The following is a 21,106-nucleotide window of genomic DNA, read 5'->3' on the forward strand; positions in this document are numbered from 1 at the left end:
TGGACTGCGCCGGATCGATGTCGCCACCCCGGGTTACCGTGGACGGGTGACTTTCCCCGGCGCCGCTCCCGAGCCGTACGCCGACGCCCCTCCCGAGGCGCTCGACGCGTACGACGACCCCTACGCGGGTGCCGACTGGGACCCCGATCTCTTCGCCCCGCCCGACGATCCCGACGCTCCGCCCCCGCCGATGGATGCCGCGGCCTCGCCGTTCGCCCGCGCCGCCGTCGCGACCGGCACGGCCCGCGAGCTGCCCGACGTGCGCGACTTCACGGGGCGCGATCCGCGCGAGGTGCTCCACGAGGTCTACGGCTACGACGCCTTCCGGGGCGATCAGGCCGCGATCGTCCAGCGGGTGATCGACGGTGGGGATGCCGTCGTGCTGATGCCCACCGGCGGGGGCAAGAGCGTCACCTACCAGGTGCCCGCCCTCGTGCGCCCCGGGACCGGGCTCGTGGTCAGCCCTCTGATCGCCCTCATGCACGACCAGGTCGACGCGCTCGTCGCGAACGGTGTCCGGGCGGCGTACCTCAACTCGACGCAAGCCCCCGCGGAACGGCAGGCCGTCGAGCAGGCCTACCTCGCGGGCGACCTCGACCTCCTCTATGTCGCGCCCGAACGTCTCAACGGCGCGCAGACCCTCGGATTGCTCTCGCGGGGGCGGTTGAGCGTCATCGCGATCGACGAGGCCCACTGCGTGTCGCAGTGGGGCCACGACTTCCGGCCCGACTACCTCGCGCTCGGCGACCTCGCCGACCGGTTCCCCGGCGTCCCGCGCATGGCTCTCACCGCCACCGCGACGCCCGAGACGGCGCGCGAGATCGTCGAGCGTCTGCGGCTCCGCGACGCGCGCACGTTCATCGCCAGCTTCGACAGACCGAACATCCAGTACCGGATCGAAGCCAAGGTCGACCCGCGGCGGCAGCTCGTGTCCTTCATCCGCTCGCAGCCCGAGGGCTCGGCGGGCATCGTCTACGCCCTGAGCCGGAAGAGCGTGGAGCAGACCGCCGCCTACCTCGCCGCGCAGGGGCTCGATGCCCTGCCGTACCACGCGGGTCTCGACGCATCCGTCCGCGCGGCGCACCAGTCGCGCTTCCTGCGCGACGACGGGGTCGTCATGGTCGCGACCATCGCGTTCGGCATGGGCATCGACAAGCCCGACGTGCGCTTCGTCGCGCACATCGACCTGCCGAAGTCCGTCGAGGGCTACTACCAGGAGACCGGTCGCGCCGGCCGCGACGGTGACCCGTCGGTGGTGTGGATGGCCTACGGTCTCGGCGACGTCGTGCAGCAGCGGCGCATGATCGATCAGTCGCCGGGCGACCGGTCGTACAAGATGCGCCTCGGTCAGCACCTCGACGCCATGCTCGCGCTGTGCGAGACGGTCGGGTGCCGCCGGCAGAACCTGCTGGCCTACTTCGGTGAGCAGTCTGAGCCGTGCGGCAACTGCGACACGTGCCTCACCCCGCCCGACACGTGGGACGGTCTCGTCGCCGCCCAGAAGCTGCTGTCGACGATCGTGCGTCTGCAGCGAGAGCGCGGGCAGGCGTTCGGCGCCGGGCATCTCATCGACATCCTGCGGGGGGCAAAGACCGACCGCATCGCGCAGCAGGGGCACGACCGCCTGACCACGTATGGACTCGGCGCCGACCTGTCCGATCAGGATTGGCGCAGCGTCGTCCGGCAGCTGCTCGCGCGGGGCATCGTCGTCGCCCAGGGCGACTACGGCACGCTGGGGCTCAGCGAGGCCGCGGTCGGCGTGCTGCGCGGCGAGACCGCGGTGCCGCTGCGCCGCGACGCGCTCGGCCGCTCCGGGGGCGGCGGCGCGAGCCGGCCGCGGAAATCCAGTGCGGATGACGTCGCCGCCGGCGATCGCGACCTCTTCGAGGCGCTCCGCTCGTGGCGCGCCGAACAGGCGCGCGAGCAAGGGGTTCCCGCCTACATCGTCTTCGGCGACGCGACGCTGCGGGCGATCGCGGCCGCGCGTCCGGCATCCCTGTCCGACCTGGACGGCATCACCGGCATCGGCGCGAAGAAGCGCGAGGCGTACGGCGACGGCCTCCTGACGGTCGTGGCCCAGCACTGACCCGGCCGCGGCAGCACGGACGGGCCGAATCGACCTCTGCGCGGACCACCGCTGCGCGCCGAGCGCCCCTCCGCCCGTCTCGCGAGCGGGGATGTTGACGCCCCACAACCACCTCCGGCGACGTCGCCCGGCGAGCTTGTGCGTACTTCACACAATGTTTGATCGGCTGTTGTGGGACTCCTACCGTGGAGGCATCCCTTTGCAACGTCGAAAGGTGCCGAAATGACCGACGCCGCCGTCCGTCCCGTCACGCCCGCCATGAGCACGCGCACGCCTGTCGGAGGTGCGCCCACCGCCGCGCACTCCGCCGCCGAGGCCGCTGAGAACCGCATCGACATCGAGCGCGTCACCGATCTGCTCCTCGGCACGTGGGGCGACACCCGCCGCGAGGCGCGCGAGATGCTGAAGGACCCGCTGTTCTGGCGCGACGACAGCCTCGGCATGGACGCCCACCGGGCGCGCACGCTCGGGCAGCTCCACGAGCTCGTGGCACGCAAGGCCGTGCACCGCGCCTTCCCGAAGCGGTTCGGCGGCGAAGAGAACAACGGCGCGAACATCGCCGGGTTCGAAGAGCTCGTGGCCGCCGACCCGAGCCTGCAAATCAAGTCCGGCGTCCAGTGGGGCCTGTTCGGTTCGGCCGTCCTGCAACTCGGCACCGAGAAGCACCACGAGAAGTGGCTCCCCGGCATCATGAGCCTCGATATCCCGGGTGCGTTCGCGATGACCGAGACCGGTCATGGCTCGGATGTCGCGGCGATCGGTACGACGGCGACCTACGACCCCGAGACCGAGGAGTTCGTCATCCACACGCCGTTCCGCGGCGCCTGGAAGGACTACCTGGGCAACGCCGCCCTGCACGGCAAGGCCGCGACGGTGTTCGCGCAACTCATCACCAACGGCGTCAACCACGGCGTCCACTGCTTCTACGTGCCGCTGCGCGACGAGAACGGCGCGTTCCTCCCCGGAATCGGCGGCGAGGACGACGGCCTCAAGGGCGGCCTGAACGGCATCGACAACGGGCGCCTCCACTTCGACCAGGTCCGCGTCCCGCGCGAGAACCTGCTGAACCGGTACGGCGACGTCGCCGCCGACGGCACGTACTCGAGCGACATCGCCAGCCCCGGGCGCCGCTTCTTCACGATGCTCGGCACGCTCGTGCAGGGCCGCGTCTCGCTCGACGGCGCGGCCGCGTGGGCGTCGGCGATCGGCCTGACCATCGCGGTCACCTACGGCAACCAGCGCCGGCAGTTCGACTCCGGCAGCGGAACCCCCGAGGTGACGCTGCTCGACTACGGCAAGCATCAGCGCCGCCTGCTGCCGCGACTGGCCACGACGTACGCCGAGATCTTCGCGCACGACGAGTTCCTGCAGAAGTTCGACGGCGTCTTCAGCGGACGGCTCGACACGGATGCCGACCGGGAGGACCTCGAAACCCTCGCGGCCGCACTGAAGCCCCTGTCCACCTGGCACGCTCTCGACACCCTGCAGGAGTCGCGCGAGGCGTGCGGCGGTCAGGGCTTTCTGTTCGAGAACCGACTCGTGGGCCTGCGTGCCGACCTCGACATCTACGTGACGTTCGAGGGTGACAACAACGTGCTGCTTCAGCTGGTCGGCAAGCGCCTGCTCGCGGACTACGCGCGTCAGTTCAAGGGCAAGGATGCCAAGGCGCTGGCCGCCTTCGCGGTCGGCCAGACCGCCGGGAAGCTCTTCCACGGTGCCGGGCTGCGTCAGCTGGGACAGGCCGTGACCGACCGCGGCTCCACGGCGCGTTCGGTCGAGAAGGGTCTGCGCGCTCAGCAGCAGCACGAACTGCTCGCCGACCGCGTGCAGCAGATGGTCGCCGACATCGCGGGACGGCTGCGCCCGGCATCCAAGCTCTCCCGCGAAGACGCGGCGGCGCTGTTCAACGAGAACCAGGCGGAACTGATCGAAGCCGCGCGGGCGCACGGCGAACTGCTGCAGTGGGAAGCCTTCACCGACGCGATCAATCGGGTGAACGACGACAACACCCGGCAGGTGCTGACGTGGCTGCGCGATCTGTTCGGTCTGCAGCTCATCGAGAAGCACCTCGCCTGGTACCTGATCAACGGCCGCCTGTCGACGCAGCGCGCGGCGGCGGTGTCGAGTTACATCGACCGGCTCTGCGTGCGGCTGCGTCCGCACGCGCAAGACCTGGTGGATGCCTTCGGCTACGGTCCCGAGCACATCCGCGCCGCGATCGCGACCGGTGTCGAGGACGAGCGGCAGAACGAGGCGGCGTCCTACTACGCCGCGCTGCGGGCGTCGGGCAACGCCCCCGTGCCGGAGAAGAAGCCCGGCAAGTAACCGCGCGGAGGAGGGGCGGTGGTCCTGGGGGCCGCCGCCCCTTCTGCGTCGTCAGGTGCGGTGAAGCAGGAGGAGGCGCACGATCGCGAGGGCGCCGATGGCCACCCCGGCCACCAGCATCACGATCGCGAACCACGGCGGACCGTCGACCCCGACGGCGACGATGCCGACGACGATCATGATCACGGCGAGGACGAGGCCGAGGTACAGCGAGACGCGGGTGCGGCGGGGGCCCAGGGGGAACGGTGTGCATGTCCGGAGGGTAGCGGTGCGCCGCCCAGCGGGCCAGGGGTCGCGGGACGCGATGTCCGACCCCCTGTCTAGTCTGAGCTCATGAGCGACCTGATCCTCGACGCCGACGGCCGCGCCCGCTGCGCGTGGGCCGGCGACGACCCCGAGTACCGGCGCTATCACGACGAGGAGTGGGGCACCGAGTTGCGGGGCGACCGCCCGCTGTTCGAGAAGATGAGCCTCGAGGGTTTCCAGGCGGGGCTGTCGTGGATCACGATCCTCCGCAAGCGGCCGCGCTTCCGCGAGGTGTTCCACGGGTTCGAGCCGGCGGCGGTCGCCGCGTTCGGGCCCGACGACGTCGATCGGCTGCTCCAGGATGCCGGCATCATCCGCCACCGCGGCAAGATCGAGGCCGTGATCGGCAATGCCCGGCTCGTCGCCGACATGGCCGACGGAGAGCTCGACGCCCTGCTGTGGTCGTTCGCTCCCGCGGAGCACACGCCTCCGTCGACGTTCGCCGAAGTGCCGGCCGTCACGCCCGAGTCCGAGGCGATGAGCAAGGAGCTGCGCCGACGCGGCTTCCGCTTCGTCGGCCCCACCACGATGTACGCGCTCATGCAGTCGTCGGGCATGGTCGACGACCACGTCGCCGGGTGCTGGCGAGCGGCCGCCTGACCGCACCCGCTAGACTGGTGGTCGGAGCTCTCGCTCCCCGCGTCGTCGAACGCACCGGCCCCCTTCCCGCGGGCCTTTGACCTTCACGGCGAACGGATGCGCCACCCGGCGCCTTCGCCCATTGCAGCCGCAGCATCGCGGCATCCCGAACCGCCGTGCGCGCGTGCGCGCCGGCAGGAGACTTCATGACGTCCCAGACCTTCACCGACCTCGGCGTGCCCGCGCCGCTCATCGCCGTGCTCGCCGAGCAGGGCAAGAACGAGCCGTTCCCGATCCAGGCCGACACCCTCCCCGACACCCTCGCGGGCCGGGACGTGCTCGGTCGCGGCAAGACCGGATCCGGCAAGACCCTCGCGTTCTCGCTGCCCCTCGTGGCCCGTCTCGCCGCGAAGAGCGACCGCCGACGCGGACGCAAGCCCCGCGCGCTCGTGCTCGCCCCCACCCGTGAGCTCGCCAACCAGATCGACGAGGTCATCAAGCCCCTCGCCGCGGCGTACGACCTCGTCACCACCACCGTCTACGGCGGCGTGAACCAGAAGCGTCAGGTCGACGCGCTCGCCACGGGCGTCGACATCCTGGTCGCGTGCCCCGGGCGCCTGGAAGACCTCATCGGTCAGGGCTTCGCGAGCCTCGACGCGGTCGAGATCACCGTCCTCGACGAGGCCGACCACATGGCCGACCTGGGCTTCCTCCCGGGCGTGACGCGCCTGCTCTCCCGCACGCCCGCCGACGGCCAGCGCCTGCTGTTCTCGGCGACGCTCGACAACGGCGTGGACAAGCTCGTGAAGCGGTTCCTCCGCAACGAGGTCCTGCACTCGGTCGACGAGGCCCACTCGCACGTCGCCGCGATGACGCACCACGTCTTCGTGCCGGCCGACGCGGACGCCAAGAAGCAGCTCGTGCGGACGCTGGCTTCCGGCACGTCCCGCCGCATCCTGTTCATGCGCACGAAGCACCAGGCCAAGAAGCTCGCCAAGGAACTGACCGCTGCGGGCATCCCCTCCGTCGACCTGCACGGCAACCTGTCGCAGCCCGCACGTGACCGCAACCTCGCCGCGTTCGGCGAGGGTCGCGCCAGGGTGCTCGTCGCGACCGACGTCGCCGCCCGCGGTGTACACGTCGACGGCGTCGAGCTCGTGGTCCACGTCGACCCGCCCGTCGAGCACAAGGCCTACCTGCACCGTTCCGGTCGCACCGCCCGCGCCGGCTCGGCGGGAGACGTCGTGACGATCATGCTGCCCGAGCAGCGTCGCGACACCCTCGACATCCTGCGCAAGGCCAAGATCTCGGTCACCCCGCAGCCGGTCACCCCCGCCTCGCCCGAGGTCGTCGCCCTCGTCGGCGAGGTGGCCCCGTACGTCAAGCCCGAGCCGATCGTCGCCGCGCCGCAGGGCGGCGGCCGCTCGCAGGGCGCGAACGCGCAGCGCAAGCGCGCGGCCCGCGGACAGGGATCCTCGGATGCCGCGCCCCGAACGTCGGCGCCCGGCGAGGGTCGTCGTCGCCGCGGCCGCGGTGCCGGCCAGGGTGCTTCGACCGGCGACGGCGCGCAGCCCGCACGCCAGGGCCAGCGCTCCGGTGCCGGTCGTGGACAGGGCGGCGGCAACGCCCGGACCGGCTCGAACACCGCACGCCCCCAGGGTGCCGGGCGGTCGGCATCCGGAGCTCCCACGACCGGCATGGTCGTCGGTCGGGGCGCGCGTACCAACCGTCGCGCCCAGGGCTGACCCCCGTCCCCCGTCGCCCCCGCGGATCCGTCCGCGGGGGCGACGTCGTGTCTGCGGGTGTGTCCGGGGCGCGACGTCGTGTCCGACGTCGGGGGCCGTCGTGTCTGCCGCCGGGTGCCGTCGTTCGGAGTTCGGCGGTGACACGCCGGTGCGGATCGCCGTGGTCCGGTGTGTCGGGTCGGCGCTCCGCCGGAGGGTCCACGGTGACGGCGGCGGCCTCGCGGATGTCGGTGGCCTGCGCCACACTGAGGATCGACTGAGCCGAGGAGTCGCCATGTCCGATGCCCCCGCCGATGCGCACGACGTCATCCGCGTGCGCGGCGCGCGTGAGAACAACCTCAAGAACGTCGACGTCGACGTGCCCAAGCGGCGGCTCACGGTGTTCACGGGCGTGAGCGGTTCGGGCAAGTCGTCGCTCGTCTTCGGCACGATCGCCGCCGAGTCCCAGCGGCTGATCAACGACACGTATCCCACATTCGTCCAGCAGTTCATGGGGCAGCCGTCGCGCCCCGAGGTCGATGCGCTCGAGAACCTCAGCGCCACCATCCGCGTCGACCAGGAGCGCATGGCGCCGAACGCCCGCTCGACCGTGGGGACCGCGACCGACGTGCACGCCATGCTGCGCGTGCTGTTCAGCCGGCTCGGTGAGCCCCACGTCGGCTCGTCTCAGGCTTTCTCGTTCAATGTCCCCTCGATCTCGGGCGCCGGTGCGGTCGAGATCAAGACGGGCGCCCGCAAGGGCCGGAAGGAGCGCCGATCGTTCGAGATCACCGGCGGCATGTGTCCCGACTGTGAGGGTCTGGGCCAGGTGAGCGACGTCGACGTCTCGCAACTCGTCGACGAGTCGAAGTCCCTGAACGGCGGGGCGATCCTCGTTCCCGGGTACACGGCGGACGGGTGGATGGTGCGGATCTTCGCCGAGTCGGGGTTCCTGGACGGCGACAAACCGGTGCGCGACTTCAGCGCCGAGGAGCGCCGGGTCTTCCTCCACGGCGAGCAGACGAAGGTGCGGATCGCGAGCACCAACATGACGTACGAGGGACTCATCCCGAAGATCACCAAGAGCATGCTGCAGAAAGACCGCGAGGGGCTGCAGCCCCACATCCGCGCCTTCGTCGATCGCGCAGTGACGTTCGTGGCCTGCCCCGCGTGCGGAGGCACGCGCCTGAACGAGGGCGCCCGGTCCAGCCGCATCGGCGGGGTGAGCATCGCGGATGCCGCGGCCATGCAGATCACCGACCTCGCCGCCTGGGTGCGGAGCATCGACGACCCGTCTGTGGCGCCGATCGCGACGGGCCTGCGTGACACGCTCGACGCCTTCGTCCACATCGGGCTCGGATACCTGTCCCTCGATCGGGCCAGCGGCACCCTTTCCGGCGGCGAGGCACAGCGCACCAAGATGATCCGCCATCTCGGGTCCAGCCTCACCGACATCACCTATGTCTTCGACGAACCGACGGCCGGTCTGCACCCGCATGACATCCAGCGGATGAACGACACTCTGCGTCAGCTGCGCGACAAGGGCAACACGGTGCTGGTCGTCGAGCACAAGCCCGAGGTCATCGAGATCGCCGATCACGTCGTCGACCTGGGACCGCGTGCCGGTCGAGAGGGCGGAACCATCCAGTACGCCGGAGATGTCGCCGGACTCCGCGGCTCCGGCACCCTCACCGGGCGTTTCCTCGATCACCGAGCGCAACTGAAGTCCTCGGTGCGCCCGCGCACGGGGGCCATGCCGATCCGCGGTGCGTCGCAGCACAACCTCAGGAACGTCGACGTCGACGTGCCCCTCGGCATTCTGACGGTGATCACGGGCGTCGCCGGATCAGGCAAGTCGTCGTTGATCCACGGCAATCTGCCCGGCCTCGACGACGTGGTGGTCGTGGACCAATCGCCCATCAAGGGGTCGCGCCGCAGCAGCCCCGCGACGTACACCGGCATCCTGGATGCCGTGCGTTCGGCCTTCGCCAAGGCGAACGGCGTCAAGCCGGCGCTGTTCAGTGCCAACTCCGAGGGTGCCTGCATCGCGTGCACGGGGCTGGGCGTCATCGTGACCGAGCTCGGGTTCCAGTCGAGCGTCGAGACGGTGTGCGAGCTCTGCGGCGGCACGGGCTTCGCCGACGAGGTCCTCGAGTACTCCCTCCAGGGCAGGAACATCGCCGAGGTGCTGCAGATGTCGGTGACCGAGGCATCCGCGTTCCTCACGCAGGGGCCCGCGGTGGCCGTACTCGCGCGCCTCGTCGACGTCGGTCTCGGCTACATCACGCTCGGCCAGTCGCTCACCACCCTGTCCGGCGGCGAGCGTCAGCGCCTGAAACTGGCGATATCGATGGCGAAGAAGGGGGCGGTCTACGTCCTCGACGAGCCGACGACGGGTCTTCACCTCGCCGACGTCGACACGCTTCTGGCGCTGTTGGACTCCCTCGTGGATGCCGGAAACACCGTCGTCGTGATCGAGCACCACCAGGCCGTGATGGCGCACGCGGACTGGATCATCGACATCGGTCCCGGAGCGGGCCACGATGGCGGAACGATCGTGTTCGAGGGGACTCCGGCCGAACTCGTCGCCGACGCCTCCACCCTCACGGGGGAGCACCTCGCACGCTACGTCGGCGCCTGAACGCCTCGGCGCCGGAGAGGCGATGGGGCGGGGGTGCTGTGTCGCGGGCCCGCCGCCTCAGGCTCCAGCCCGGCTCACGCCGGTGGTGCGACGGTGGCCGTGTGCAAGTGGCGGTCTCCGTGAGCGAGAACCTTCACGATGACGCCGCGCTGACGCAGCTCGGACACGGCACGCGACGCGTCGGCGCGGGAGACTCCGAGGGCTTCGACCGTGGTGACGACGAGCACGTCCCCGCGGGTCAGCGTGCCGAAGAAGCGATCGAGGCGCGCCGCCCAGTCCTCGAGCGTCTCGGGCGCGGGATGACGGAATCCTTCGATCGGGACGCCGAAGCGGGTGAGGTCGTCGCGTTGCTGCACGATCGATGGAAGGCCCGGTCGCGAGACGACCAGTCCGACGAGACGGGAGCCGGCGGGACGAGCCCGCCACCAGGCGCCGTCGCTCTGCATCTCGGTGAAGCACTGCGGGCAGTCGGCCGCCGTGTGGGCGACCGGTGCGGCCGCACGCGCGGCGTCCGCAGACGACGTCGGTGTCGGGTTCGGATCGCTCATGGGCACCTCCGCTTCCATTCTGCCGCACGCCCCGGCGCTCGCCCCCCGGTCGGCGCGGCGTCTTCCGCAGCGGTATGGCGTTCGTCCCGCTCGCGCGAGCGGGACGACGAGGCGTCTCGCGCGCTAGTCCTCGCCGTCGATGCGCAGCTCGAGGCTCAGCTGGTCGGCATCCAGCTCGGCGAGGGCATGTCGGAGGGCGGCGGTGCTGTAGCGGCCGTCGTGGCTGATGCGGTTGAGTTCCCGGCGCATCGCATCGATCGACGCCAGCCGCAGTTCGAGCAGGTCGCGGGCGCGTGCGGTCACCTCGTCGTCGGGCGGACGGGTCAGGCGCGCACCGGCCCGCTCGACGAGGTCCGGCGGGAAGGGCTCGCCGTTGCGCCGCGCGAGCGTGCCCGACGTCACGGCGGCGACCGCCGCCCCGCGCAGCTCGGCATCCAGCGCTCGCTGCTCCTCGCGCGTGGGCCCCTCGCCGCCGCCTCCGGCCAGGCCCACGGCGCGCACGACCGCCGGCAGAGTGATCCCCTGCACGAGCAGGCTGAACAGGGCGACGAGGAACGCGACGAAGATCAGCAGCGGACGGTCGACGGTCTCGCGCGGCAGGGTCTGCGCAGCGGCGAGCGTGACCACTCCGCGCATCCCGGCCCACACGATCACGGTGCCGTGCCGCCAGCCCAGCGGGGCATCGCGGTAATAGTCGAGATCGGCCAGCGTCCGGGTGATGCGCCGACGTGCCCACGCGAAGCGTCGCTGGGCGTGCTCGGGGTCGCCGCCGCGGCGGCCGAAGGCATCGGGGTCGCTCCGATACGCCTCCTCCAGTCGATCGACGCGTTTGCTCGCTCGATGCGCTCGTTCGCGGGTGCGGGGAGTGCCCCGACTGCGTCGGCCCTGCAGCCAGATGAGTGCCGCGACGTAGACGGCCCGAACCGCCAGGGCGATCCCCAGCGCCGAGAGCGCGAGCCACGTGCCGTGCCAGAGGCCCTCATGCTCCTGGAGGTTCGCGCGCACGATGTCCTTCAGTTCGAGGCCGAACACGAGGAAGACGCCGCCCTCGAGGATCAGCTCGATGGTGCGCCAGTTGAGTCGGTCGCTCACCCGCTGCTCCGGTGTGAAGCGCCGCGCCGCTCCCTGGCCGGTGACGATGCCCGCGACGACGGCCGCCACCAGCCCCGACCCGCCCAGGTGCTCGGTGGGGAGGTAGGCGATGAACGGCACCGTGAAGCTCAGCGCGGTGTTGGCCGCGGGGTTGCTGACCCGCTCCCGGATACGCAGATTGCCCCACCCGACGAGCGCTCCCAGCGCGAGGGCAAGGAGAACGCCCCACGCGAAGTTGCCGACGGCATCGGCGAACGCGAACCCGGATGCCACGGCCGCCACGGCCGTGCGCAGCAGCACGAGCGCGGTGGCGTCGTTGAGCAGGCTCTCGCCCTCGAGCAACGTGACCACGCGCGGCGCGATGCCGAGCCGCTTGGCGATCGAGGTGGCCACGGCATCCGTCGGGCTGAGGATCGCGCCGAGGGCCACGCCGAGCGCCAGTCCGAGGCCGGGGATCACCGCCGCGAAGAACAGCCCGAGTCCGAGGGAGCTGAAGACCACGAGCAGGACCGACAGACCGGCGATGGGCGCGAAGTCGCGGCGGAACTCGATCGCGGGCAGTTGGACGGCCGCCGAGTACAGCAGCGGGGGGAGGACCCCGACGAGGATCACCTCGGGCTCGACCGCGAACGCGGGGACGAACGGCAGCAGGCTCACCCCGAGACCGATCGTCATGAGCACGAGAGGCCCGGCGACGTTGAATCGGGGCGCGATGACGGTGACCAGCGAGACCACCACGATCCCGACGACGACGATGAGGAGGGGGTCGATCACCCTCCGAGGCTAGACCCGCGGCGGGGTCGGCGACCACGTCGCGCCGAGTCCCGCAGGCGCCCGGGCGACGGAGCCTTCGCTCAGGGCGTCGGCCCGCACGCGCGGACGGCGTGTTCGGTCAGCCCTCGGCCCGCACGGCCTCGGCGACGGCGGTCAGCCCGGCGAGGGTCTCGGCGAAGCTCGTGGTCAGCGGCGCGAGCCCGATCCGCAGACCGTGCGGGTCGCGGTAGTCCGGGATCACGTCCTGCTCCCACAATCGCGCCGTGACCGCTCGCATCGCCGGGTGCGACAGCGTCACGTGACCGCCGCGCTCCGCGGGGTCCCGTGGCGAGGCCACGCGGACGCCGAGGGGAGCCAGGATGCCGTCGCTCACGCGCAGGGCGAACTCGGTCAGGGTCACGGACTTGGCGCGGATCGCCGTGATCCCAGCATCCTCGATGAGATCGAGCGTGTCCTCCATCGCGCGCATGGCGAGAACGGGTGGCGTCCCCGACAAGAACCGTCGCATCCCCGCGGCGGGGCGGTACTCGGGTCCCATCGCGAAGACGTCGGCCGCCCCCATCCATCCCTGGATCGGCTGGACCAGCGTGGCCTGGTGGCGGGCGGCGACGTAGGCGAAGGCCGGAGAACCCGGCCCCCCGTTGAGGTACTTGTAGGTGCAGCCGACCGCGAGGTCGACGCCCCACGCGTCGAGCTCGACCGGAACCGCCCCCGCGGAGTGGCACAGGTCCCACAGCACGAGGGCGCCGGCATCGTGCACGATCCGCGTGAGGGTTCCGGCATCGGCCAGATAACCGGAGCGGTAGGAGACGTGGCTGAGCAGCACCACGGCGGTTCGGGGGCCGACGGCGCCTCGCAGCGCGTCGGCATCCACTCCGCGGGTGGTGTCGACATCGACCCAGACGACCCGGGCGCCGCGCTCGGCGGCGATCCCCTCGACCAGGTACCGGTCGGTCGGGAAGTCGTCGCGGCCGACGACGATCTCGACACGTCCCGGATCTCCCGCCGACCGCTCGGCGAGCGCCGCCCGGAGCAGCTTGTACAGCAGCACGGTCGTCGAGTCGCCGATGACCGTCTGCCCTGCTGCGGCCCCGAGGGCCAGGTGGCCGAGGCGGTCGCCGAGGTGGAAGGGCATCTGCATCCAGGACTCGTCCCATCCCCGGATCAACCGACCGCCCCACTGGCCGGTGACGAAGTCGGCCAGCCGTTGCGCCGTGACGCGCGGAGGACGTCCGAGGGAGTTGCCGTCGAAGTAGATCAGCGACGACTCCGCGCCGACGAACGCGTCGCGATGCGCGGCCAGGGGGTCGGAGGCGTCGAGTGCGCGGGCCTCGACGGCGAACAGATCGCTCGGATCAGTCGACACGGGTGAGCTCCTCGGTCGGGACCACGCTCGCCCGCGACAGCCACGTCGCGAGCTGGTCGAGGTCGGTGGGAACGGGACCGGCGATGAAACTGCGGACCGCATCGGTGACGGAGCGGGCGGGCCACGGGTCGCAGAGGGATGCCACGAGCGCGTCGCCGCGGATCCCGGCCTCCTGCAGCGCGAGGAGTTCACGGCGGTTCACGCCGAGCGGGAGCGGACCGTTTCCGAGGTCGGTGCCGTAGAGCACGCGTCCACCCCGTTCCCCGAAGGCTGCGAGGTGCCCGATCGCGCGGGCGCGCGCCGACCCGCGGTGGATGTCGAGCGTCGAGATCCAGATCTGCCCGGCGTCGGCCGCCCGCGCGAGGAGGCGTCGCGACAGCGACAGATCAGAGGGTGCGTGGGCGAGCGCGGCGACACCGGCGTCGATCGCGCGCTCCACCTGCCCGGCGCCTTGGGCGTGCGCGACGACGGGAAGACCCCGCTCGTCGGCCGCGGTCAGGATGGCCGCCAGCACCGCGTCCGAGAGCACCGGCCCCGCATCGGCGTTCAGGGCCACCTTGATGACAGCGGCACCGGCGTCGGCCTGCGCGTCGACCGCGGTCCGGGCGCCGCCGGGAACCCCGGGATGAGGCGACGCATCGGTGACGGTGTGGACGATGGCATCCGGTGCCCACGACCGCCCGCTCGGGTATCCGCCGGGGGCGGTGAGGAACGCGCCCGCGAAGGTCACGCGGGGGAGCCCCGTGGTCCGGCGTGCGAGGGCTACCGGGTCGCCACCGAGATCGAGCACCCCCGCGATCCCACCGGCCGGCAGTGCGTGCACGTCCACGAGGTGAGCGTGGACGTGATGGTCGATGAACGCCGGCAGGGCGGTACCGGTCTCACCGGTCGCGTGACGGCGGACCGGCCACGCGGCGGTGAGCATCGGGCGACGGGTCAGATCAGCGCGAGCTCGCGGAGTTTGGCCTCGACGTCGGCGTTCGAGGGCTCGACGTGGTGCGAGGCGTCGGGGTAGACGACGACCGGGATGTTCGTCCGACCCGAGATCTCTTTGGCCACGTCGGCCGCCGCGGGGTCGGCGACGAGGTCGACGTACTCGTAGGCGACGCCCAGTTCGTCGAGCTGCTTCTTCGTGCGGATGCAGTCACGGCACCAGTCGGCGCCGAACATGCGGATGGAGGCATCGGACATGTGAACAGCGTACGCCGCTGAGACGGGCGTCGGCCGATCGGTCGGATGCCGGGGCGTCTCAGGCGGCGAGTTCGTCTTCGAGCGGTTCGGGCAGCGCGGCGATCTGGGCGTTGCGCGCCTTCTTGGGGGCGTAGACCACCAGAGCGTGGAACACGAAGCGGATGACGAACGCGGCGACGAGGGTCAGGCCGGCGGCGACGACGCTCTGGATATGCGCTTCGTTGACCAGCAGCCAGATCACGGGGATGCGGACGATCGCCTCGATGCCGTTGAACGTGAACGACTTCACGAACCGGTGGCGCATGAGACCGGACTCTTCGCGCATGTCGGCGAAGACGAGGTACTCGAGGGCGAGGAAGTTCGCGACGATCGTGATCACGCTGGCGATCACAGCGGCGACGAGGTACTGCACGCCGACCGCGGTGAGACCCCACATGATGAGCAGGTTCGCCACGGCGCCCAGGCCACCGACGAGGGCGAACGCCGACATGCGGCCGAAGCGCAGCATCGTCAGCTGCGTGAGGAAGCGCATGCCCTGGCTGAAGGAGGCCTTGGACTCGCCCGCGAAGCGCGGGGCGAACGAGAACGGCACCTCGGCCACGCGCATCTGCTTGCGGGCGAGGATCTCGAGCAGGATCTTGAACCCCCGCGGACGCAGATCCTCGACGTCGAGTGCGCGGCGGTCGATGAGGAAGAAGCCGGTCATCGGGTCGGAGCAGTTGTGCAGCTTCCGCGGGAACATGGCCTTGGTCAGCAGCGTCGACCCACGGGAGACGAGCGTGCGCACCGCGTTGGCGAGCCCGTCCGACGTGCCGCCGGCGATGTAGCGGGATGCCACGACCACGTCGGCGTCGCCGACCTCGGCGCGCGCGAGCAGTTCCGCGATGACCTCGGGCGGGTGCTGCAGGTCGCCGTCCATGACGACGCAGAAATCGGATGCCGCGGCCCGGATGCCGTCGACGACGGCGCCGCCCAGTCCGCCGACGGGCCGGTCGCGGTGGAGGAGCCGGACGGGGACCGACGCCTGCGCGGCGACGGCGCGGATGATGTCGGGGGTGTCATCGGTGGAGTCGTCGACGAACAGGATCTCGATGGCGCGACCGGGCAGCGCGTCCGTCGTGCGACGGACGAGTTCGGCGACGTTCGGACCCTCGTTGAAGGTCGGAACGATGACGGTGAGGTCCATGGATGCTCGCGTTTCGGTGATGCCAGAAGTACACAGCGTAGACCGGCCGACGCGTGCCCAACTTGGGATTGTGGATCATTTCCCTGAGAGCTAGCGGCACGTTCATCCGCGGGAGCGCTGACATGAGGGCATCGTTCAGCCGATGGCATCCCTCAGATCGTCGACGGTCATGCCCTCGTTCACGCGGATCACCGGCAACGCGAGCTTGTCCGTCCCGACGCGGACGTAGCCGTGCTCCACGGTGCGGCCGAGCTCGAAGCCGGCCCGGCGCACACCCTCCTTGGTCGTGGCGTCGTGATGACCGAAGGGGTACGCCACGACCTCTTTCACGCCGAGGATCGCCGCGGACTGCTCGAGGTCGGCGGCGATCGTGTCGGCGTCGTCGTTGACCATGCGGCCCTTCCCGTTCGCCCCGGCCCGGTGCATGTCGTGCGTGTGCGACCGCTGGAGGACGAAGCGGTTGGGGGTGCCCTCGGTGCGGGCCGAGGTGATGACGAAGGAAGTGGTGAGGAGGTTCCGTGCGTCGACGATCGGTGCCGCCAGCTCGAGCCACGTGCTGTCGGCGTCGTCGTCGGTGATGATGACCGAGCGCTTCGGCAGGAACAGTGCCCCGTCGATGAAGGCGCTCAGCTCGTCCCAGGTCGGCAGGTAGAACCCGGATTCCTGGATGTAGGCCATCTGCGCGTCGAAGTCCCCGATGTAGAGGTAGTTGGCCCGCAGCCAGGTGTCCTCGCCCTCGGGTTTCCGCGTGAACTGGTGATACATGAGGATCGGGATGCCGGCGTCCTCGGCCCTGTTCGCCTCGGGGGTGGTCCACCCCGCGTGCAGCGTCTTCTGACGATCGGTGCACGTGACGAGGTCGGCGCCGTTGACCCGCGCCGGCAGGGCGAGCGCGCTCGCATCGGCGGCGGTGGCGTACCACCCGGCGAACACGCGGCCGTCCGAACGGGGGATCGGGAGGTCCTCGTATCGTGCGTCCTGCGTCTGCAGTCGGGGACCGAGGGCGATGCCGTCGCCGGCGAACGACACCGCGCATGCCCGCGGATCCGCGGTGGTCGAGAGCAGGCTCTGCGCCGGAGTGAGGGGAGTCGGGGTCGGGGTCGGCTCCGCGCTCGGGACAGAGGAGGCGGTCGGGCGGGTCTGAGCGGCGGGGATCTCGGACGATCCGCGCACGACCGCGAACACGATCACGACGACCGCGATGAGGGCGACCGCCACCACCGCGGCGATCGTGCGCCGCAGGCGTGCGCGCCGTGCGGCCCGCCGGCGTCGTTGCGCGCGCGTGACCATCGGTATTTCCCCCGTAATGCGGTGATCGTCCCCACGATCACGGCGATCCTAGCGGGACGGCTCGCGCAATCCGCGCGAGATCGCGCAGAGGAGCACCCGCCATGATGGGGTCATGATCCGCATCGGCATCGTCGGCACCAGTTCCATCTCCGAGCGCCTGGCGGATGCCGTCCGCGCGGTCGACGGGGTCGCGCTCGGTCGCGTGGCGTCTCGTGACGAGGACCGCGGGCGCGAGTTCGCAGACCGTATCGGCGCGCCCGGCGTCGCCCACGGTCTTCGCGCTCTGCTCGCCGCGGACGACGTCGACGCCGTCTACATCGCGAGTCCGAACGCGGTGCACGCGGAGCAGGTGCGGACGGCGGTGGATGCCGGTGTCCCGGTCCTCGTGGAGAAGCCGGCGACCGTGACGGCGGGGGAGTGGGCCGGTCTGGTGGCGCGCGCGAGAGAACGGGGAGTCGTGCTGCTGGAGGCGATGCGCACGGCGTACGACCCCGGCATCCGGGCCGTCGAGGACGTCCTGCCCGGGCTCGGCCGCATCCGCCGGGTCTCGTTCCGGTACGAGAAGCGGTCGGCCCGGTACGACCACGTGCTCGCGGGAGAGCAGACGAACATCTTCGATCCCGCGTTGGGTGGCAGTGCGCTGCGCGATCTGGGGGTCTATCCGCTGCACGCGCTCGTGCTGCTCTTCGGCGAACCCCGGGAGGTCAGCGGGGCGCGTGTGGGCATCGCGTCGCACACCGACGGGCTCGGCAGTGCGATCGCGGAGTACGACGACTTCGTCGCCGATGTGGCGTGGTCGAAGATCACCGACACCACGCTGCCGAGCGAGATCCAGGGGGAGAAGGCCTCTCTGTCGATCGATGCCATCGACGCCCCGCGGCGTCTCATCCTGAGCCCGCGTGGCAGCGCGCCGGAGGTCATCGAGGTCGAGGCGCCGGAGAACCCGATGATCGGCGAGGTGGAACGTTTCCGCGACGCCGTGCGCGGCGCCGACATCGCGGCCGATCAGGACCGCACCGCGCACACCCTCCGCATCGTCGACCTGCTGCTGCAGCGCCCGCTGCGCTGACCCGATTCACCCGGTGTTTCCCGTCCCACGGTAGGAAGAGCGGATGACACGAGCCGGCACCGTCTCCGAGGTGTTCCTCGCGTTCCTGCGCCTGGGCGTGACATCGTTCGGAGGCCCGGTGGCGCACCTGGGCTACTTCCGCGACGACCTCGTCGCGCGGCGTCGTTGGATGGACGACCGGGCCTACGCCGACCTCGTCGCACTGTGTCAGTTCCTCCCCGGCCCCGCCTCGAGCCAGGTCGGATTCGCGATGGGGCTGCAGCGCGCGGGTTTTCTCGGCGCGCTCGCGGCGTTCGTCGCCTTCACCCTGCCCTCCGCGGCGCTGCTCGTCGCGTTCGCCGCCGGCGCGTGGCTGTTCGGGGGACCGGTGGGCGGCGGCATCCTGGACGGGTTGAAGATCGTCGCCGTGGCCATCGTCGCCCAGGCCGTGTGGGGCATGGCCCGCGCCCTCGCGCCCGACGGTCCGCGCGCCGGGATCGCCGTCGTCGCCGTCGCTCTGGCGCTGTGGGCGCCCGGAGCGGTCGGTCAGATCGGTGCGCTGGTCGTCGGGGTCGTGGCCGGGTCGGTCCTGCTGCGGGGCGGCGCCGAGGAGACGGGGGCGTCGGCCCTGTCGTTCGGAGTGCCCCGGGCGGTCGCGATCGGATGCCTCGCCGCCGCCGCGATCGCCCTGGTGGGGCTGCCCGTTCTCGCGGCCGTGACCGGGTCGGGCCTCATCGCGCTCGTCGACGCCTTCTTCCGGGCCGGCGCGCTGGTGTTCGGCGGGGGGCACGTCGTCCTCCCGCTGCTGCAGGCCGAGGTGGTGCAGACCGGGTGGGTCTCGCCGGACGCCTTCCTCGCCGGCTACGGTGCGGCGCAGGCCGTCCCGGGCCCCCTGTTCACCTTCGCGGCGTATCTCGGTTCGGTGTCGTCGGTGGGTCCGGGCGGCATCGCGGGGGCGGCGATCGCGCTCACGGCGATCTTCCTCCCCGGGTTCCTCGTGCTCGTGGGGGTGCTGCCCTTCTGGGATGCGTTGCGCGGACGCCCCCGGGCGCGGGCGGCGATGCGCGGCGCGAACGCGGCGGTCGTCGGCATCCTGGGGGCGGCGCTGTACACGCCGGTGTTCACGACCGCCGTCACCGGACCTGGCGCGTTCATGCTCGCGCTGGTCGCTTTCGTGCTGTTGACGGCATTCCGTGTCCCGCCCTGGGCCGTGGTGATCGTCGGCGCAGCGGGTGGTGCCGCGCTGGCGTCGCTCGGCGTCGTCTGATCCTGCGTGTCATAACACGTGACACCGGGTTCCTCCTTTGACAGGATGAGCGCACGGCGTCGTCGCCGCGTCGGTATCGAAGGAGATCCCGTGTTCCAGAGCCCTTACCCCCGCATCGAAATTCCGTCCCGGAGCGTCTACGACCACCTCTTCGGGTCGCTGACCGACGCTGATCTCGAGCGCGTCGCGTTGATCGACCCCGCCACCGGCGACGAGACGACCTACGGCGTTCTCCGCGACCAGGTCGACGCGTTCGCCGGGGCGCTCGCCCATCGCGGCGTCGACACCGAGACGGTGGTCGGTCTCCTCTGTCCCAACGTCCCCGCCTTCGCGACGGTGTTCCACGGCATCCTGCGGCTGGGGGCGGCCGTGACCACCGTCAACTCCCTCTATACGGCGCATGAGATCGAGACGCAGCTGAGGGATGCCGGCGCCGCCTGGCTCGTGACCGTGTCGCCGCTGCTCGGCCCCGCATCCGAAGCCGCGCGCGCCGCGGGCATCCCCGACGATCGCGTGATCGTCCTCGACGGGGCGCCCGGGCACCCCGACCTGCGGTCGTTGCTCTCGGAGCGGCGGACCCCGCCCGAGGTCGACTTCGACCCGGACACCCACGTCGCGGTGCTGCCGTACTCGTCGGGTACGACGGGAGTGCCGAAGGGCGTGATGCTCTCGCACCGCAACCTCGTGGCCAACGTCGACCAGTGCCGCGTCAGCATCCGGCTCGGCAGTGACGACCGCGTCCTGGCGGTGTTGCCGTTCTTCCACATCTACGGCATGACGGTGCTGCTGAACCTGGCGCTGCGACAGCGGGCTGCGCTGGTCACGATGCCGAAGTTCGACCTGCTCGCGTTCCTGCGCTGCATCCAGGCGCACCGTTGCACCTTCCTGTTCATCGCCCCGCCGATCGCTCTGGCCCTCGCGAAGCATCCCGTCGTCGACGACTTCGACATCTCGAGCGTCCACACCGTCTTCTCGGGTGCGGCGCCGCTGGACGGCGAGACCGCCGAGACCGCGGGTCGACGCATCCACGCCCGCTTCTTCCAGGGCTACGGCATGAGCGAACTCAGTCCCGTCTCCCACGCGATCCCACCCGAGCGCGACGACATGCCGGTCAGCTCGGTCGGCGTGCTCGTGCCGAACGTCGAGGCGAAACTCGTCGACACCGAGACCGGCGCGGAGATCCAGGAGCACGACGATGACGGCCTGACAGCGCCCGGAGAGCTGTGGGTGCGGGGCCCCAACGTGATGCTCGGGTATCTGGGCCGCCCGGATGCCACGGCGGAGACGATCGACGCCGACGGATTCCTGCACACGGGCGACATCGCGACGCACCACGTCGACGGGTACTTCACGATCGTCGACCGGTTGAAGGAGCTGATCAAGTACAAGGGGTATCAGATCGCGCCCGCCGAGCTGGAGGCGCTGCTGCTGTCGCATCCGCAGATCCAGGATGCCGCCGTCATCGGCGTGCTCGACGACGAGAAGCAGGAGATCCCTAAAGCCTTCGTCGTCGCCGCCCCCGGCGCGCAGCTCACCGCCGCCGAGGTGATGGCCTTCGTCGCGGCGGAGGTCGCGCCGCACAAGAAGGTACGGCGTGTGGAGTTCATCGACGCGATCCCGAAGTCCGCATCCGGGAAGATCTTGCGGAAGGACCTGCGCGCCCGGGAGGCGTGACCCGTCCGG

16 protein-coding genes are annotated in these 21,106 nt (G+C 71.0%); 8 read left to right on the plus strand and 8 right to left on the minus strand.

Annotated elements, in window-relative coordinates:
* Nucleotides 1-46 precede the first annotated feature (46 nt).
* Both recQ and LL239_RS04205 read left to right on the plus strand, forming a co-directional pair.
* Nucleotides 47-2,086, plus strand: a complete 2,040-nt coding sequence (gene recQ, locus LL239_RS04200) for a DNA helicase RecQ (protein WP_228162192.1) — start codon at nt 47-49, stop codon at nt 2,084-2,086.
* Nucleotides 2,087-2,308: 222 nt separating this feature from the next.
* Nucleotides 2,309-4,411, plus strand: a complete 2,103-nt coding sequence (locus tag LL239_RS04205; RefSeq protein ID WP_228162193.1) for an acyl-CoA dehydrogenase family protein — start codon at nt 2,309-2,311, stop codon at nt 4,409-4,411.
* A 51-nt stretch (nt 4,412-4,462) separates the two neighbouring features.
* On the opposite strand, the gene LL239_RS17745 is transcribed toward LL239_RS04205, so the two are convergent.
* Nucleotides 4,463-4,597 (minus strand): hypothetical protein, encoded by a 135-nt coding sequence (locus tag LL239_RS17745; protein ID WP_267188883.1) that lies wholly within the window; start codon nt 4,595-4,597, stop codon nt 4,463-4,465.
* Nucleotides 4,598-4,744: 147 nt separating this feature from the next.
* On the opposite strand from LL239_RS17745, the gene LL239_RS04210 reads away from it, so the two are divergent.
* The 3 genes from LL239_RS04210 (at nt 4,745) to LL239_RS04220 (ending at nt 9,661) form a co-directional block, all read left to right on the plus strand.
* Nucleotides 4,745-5,317, plus strand: coding sequence for a DNA-3-methyladenine glycosylase I (locus LL239_RS04210; protein ID WP_228162194.1), 573 nt, complete (start codon nt 4,745-4,747; stop codon nt 5,315-5,317).
* Nucleotides 5,318-5,502: 185 nt separating this feature from the next.
* The gene (locus LL239_RS04215; protein WP_228162195.1) at nt 5,503-7,041 is read left to right on the plus strand and encodes a DEAD/DEAH box helicase; all 1,539 of its coding nucleotides are present in this window, start codon (nt 5,503-5,505) and stop codon (nt 7,039-7,041) included.
* A gap of 274 nt (nt 7,042-7,315) precedes the next feature.
* Nucleotides 7,316-9,661, plus strand: coding sequence for an ATP-binding cassette domain-containing protein (locus LL239_RS04220; protein WP_228162196.1), 2,346 nt, complete (start codon nt 7,316-7,318; stop codon nt 9,659-9,661).
* A gap of 74 nt (nt 9,662-9,735) precedes the next feature.
* Here the strand turns inward: LL239_RS04220 and LL239_RS04225 are convergent, their stop codons facing one another.
* From LL239_RS04225 to LL239_RS04255, 7 genes are all read right to left on the minus strand, one after another.
* Entirely contained in the window at nt 9,736-10,209 is a 474-nt protein-coding gene (locus tag LL239_RS04225; RefSeq protein ID WP_228162197.1) for a dehydrogenase, read from the minus strand.
* 123 nt (nt 10,210-10,332) lie between these two features.
* Complete coding sequence (locus tag LL239_RS04230) at nt 10,333-12,075, minus strand: cation:proton antiporter (RefSeq protein WP_228162198.1); 1,743 nt, start codon at nt 12,073-12,075, stop codon at nt 10,333-10,335.
* A gap of 118 nt (nt 12,076-12,193) precedes the next feature.
* Nucleotides 12,194-13,441, minus strand: a complete 1,248-nt coding sequence (locus LL239_RS04235; RefSeq protein WP_228162199.1) for a kynureninase — start codon at nt 13,439-13,441, stop codon at nt 12,194-12,196.
* A complete protein-coding gene (locus LL239_RS04240; RefSeq protein ID WP_228162200.1) occupies nt 13,431-14,366 on the minus strand; it encodes an amidohydrolase family protein in 936 nt (311 codons plus the stop codon). Before LL239_RS04240 ends, LL239_RS04235 begins: the two co-directional genes overlap by 11 nt.
* Nucleotides 14,367-14,377: 11 nt before the next feature.
* Nucleotides 14,378-14,632 carry a glutaredoxin family protein gene (locus LL239_RS04245; protein WP_228162201.1) on the minus strand — a complete coding sequence of 85 codons (255 nt, stop codon included), beginning with the start codon at nt 14,630-14,632 and terminating at the stop codon, nt 14,378-14,380.
* A gap of 58 nt (nt 14,633-14,690) precedes the next feature.
* The gene (locus LL239_RS04250) at nt 14,691-15,818 is read right to left on the minus strand and encodes a glycosyltransferase (protein ID WP_228162202.1); all 1,128 of its coding nucleotides are present in this window, start codon (nt 15,816-15,818) and stop codon (nt 14,691-14,693) included.
* Nucleotides 15,819-15,953: 135 nt separating this feature from the next.
* Entirely contained in the window at nt 15,954-17,108 is a 1,155-nt protein-coding gene (locus LL239_RS04255) for a xylanase (protein WP_228162203.1), read from the minus strand.
* Nucleotides 17,109-17,220: 112 nt separating this feature from the next.
* Between LL239_RS04255 and LL239_RS04260 the strand changes: the two genes are divergently transcribed.
* From LL239_RS04260 to LL239_RS04270, 3 genes are all read left to right on the plus strand, one after another.
* Nucleotides 17,221-18,177 (plus strand): Gfo/Idh/MocA family protein, encoded by a 957-nt coding sequence (locus LL239_RS04260; RefSeq protein ID WP_228162204.1) that lies wholly within the window; start codon nt 17,221-17,223, stop codon nt 18,175-18,177.
* A 43-nt stretch (nt 18,178-18,220) separates the two neighbouring features.
* Nucleotides 18,221-19,423 carry a chromate efflux transporter gene (chrA, locus tag LL239_RS04265; RefSeq protein ID WP_228162205.1) on the plus strand — a complete coding sequence of 401 codons (1,203 nt, stop codon included), beginning with the start codon at nt 18,221-18,223 and terminating at the stop codon, nt 19,421-19,423.
* 90 nt (nt 19,424-19,513) lie between these two features.
* Nucleotides 19,514-21,097 carry an AMP-binding protein gene (locus LL239_RS04270; RefSeq protein WP_228162206.1) on the plus strand — a complete coding sequence of 528 codons (1,584 nt, stop codon included), beginning with the start codon at nt 19,514-19,516 and terminating at the stop codon, nt 21,095-21,097.
* Nucleotides 21,098-21,106: the final 9 nt, after the last annotated feature.

This window comes from Microbacterium testaceum (assembly GCF_020781835.1).
Classification (GTDB): Bacteria; Actinomycetota; Actinomycetes; order Actinomycetales; family Microbacteriaceae; genus Microbacterium; species Microbacterium testaceum_H.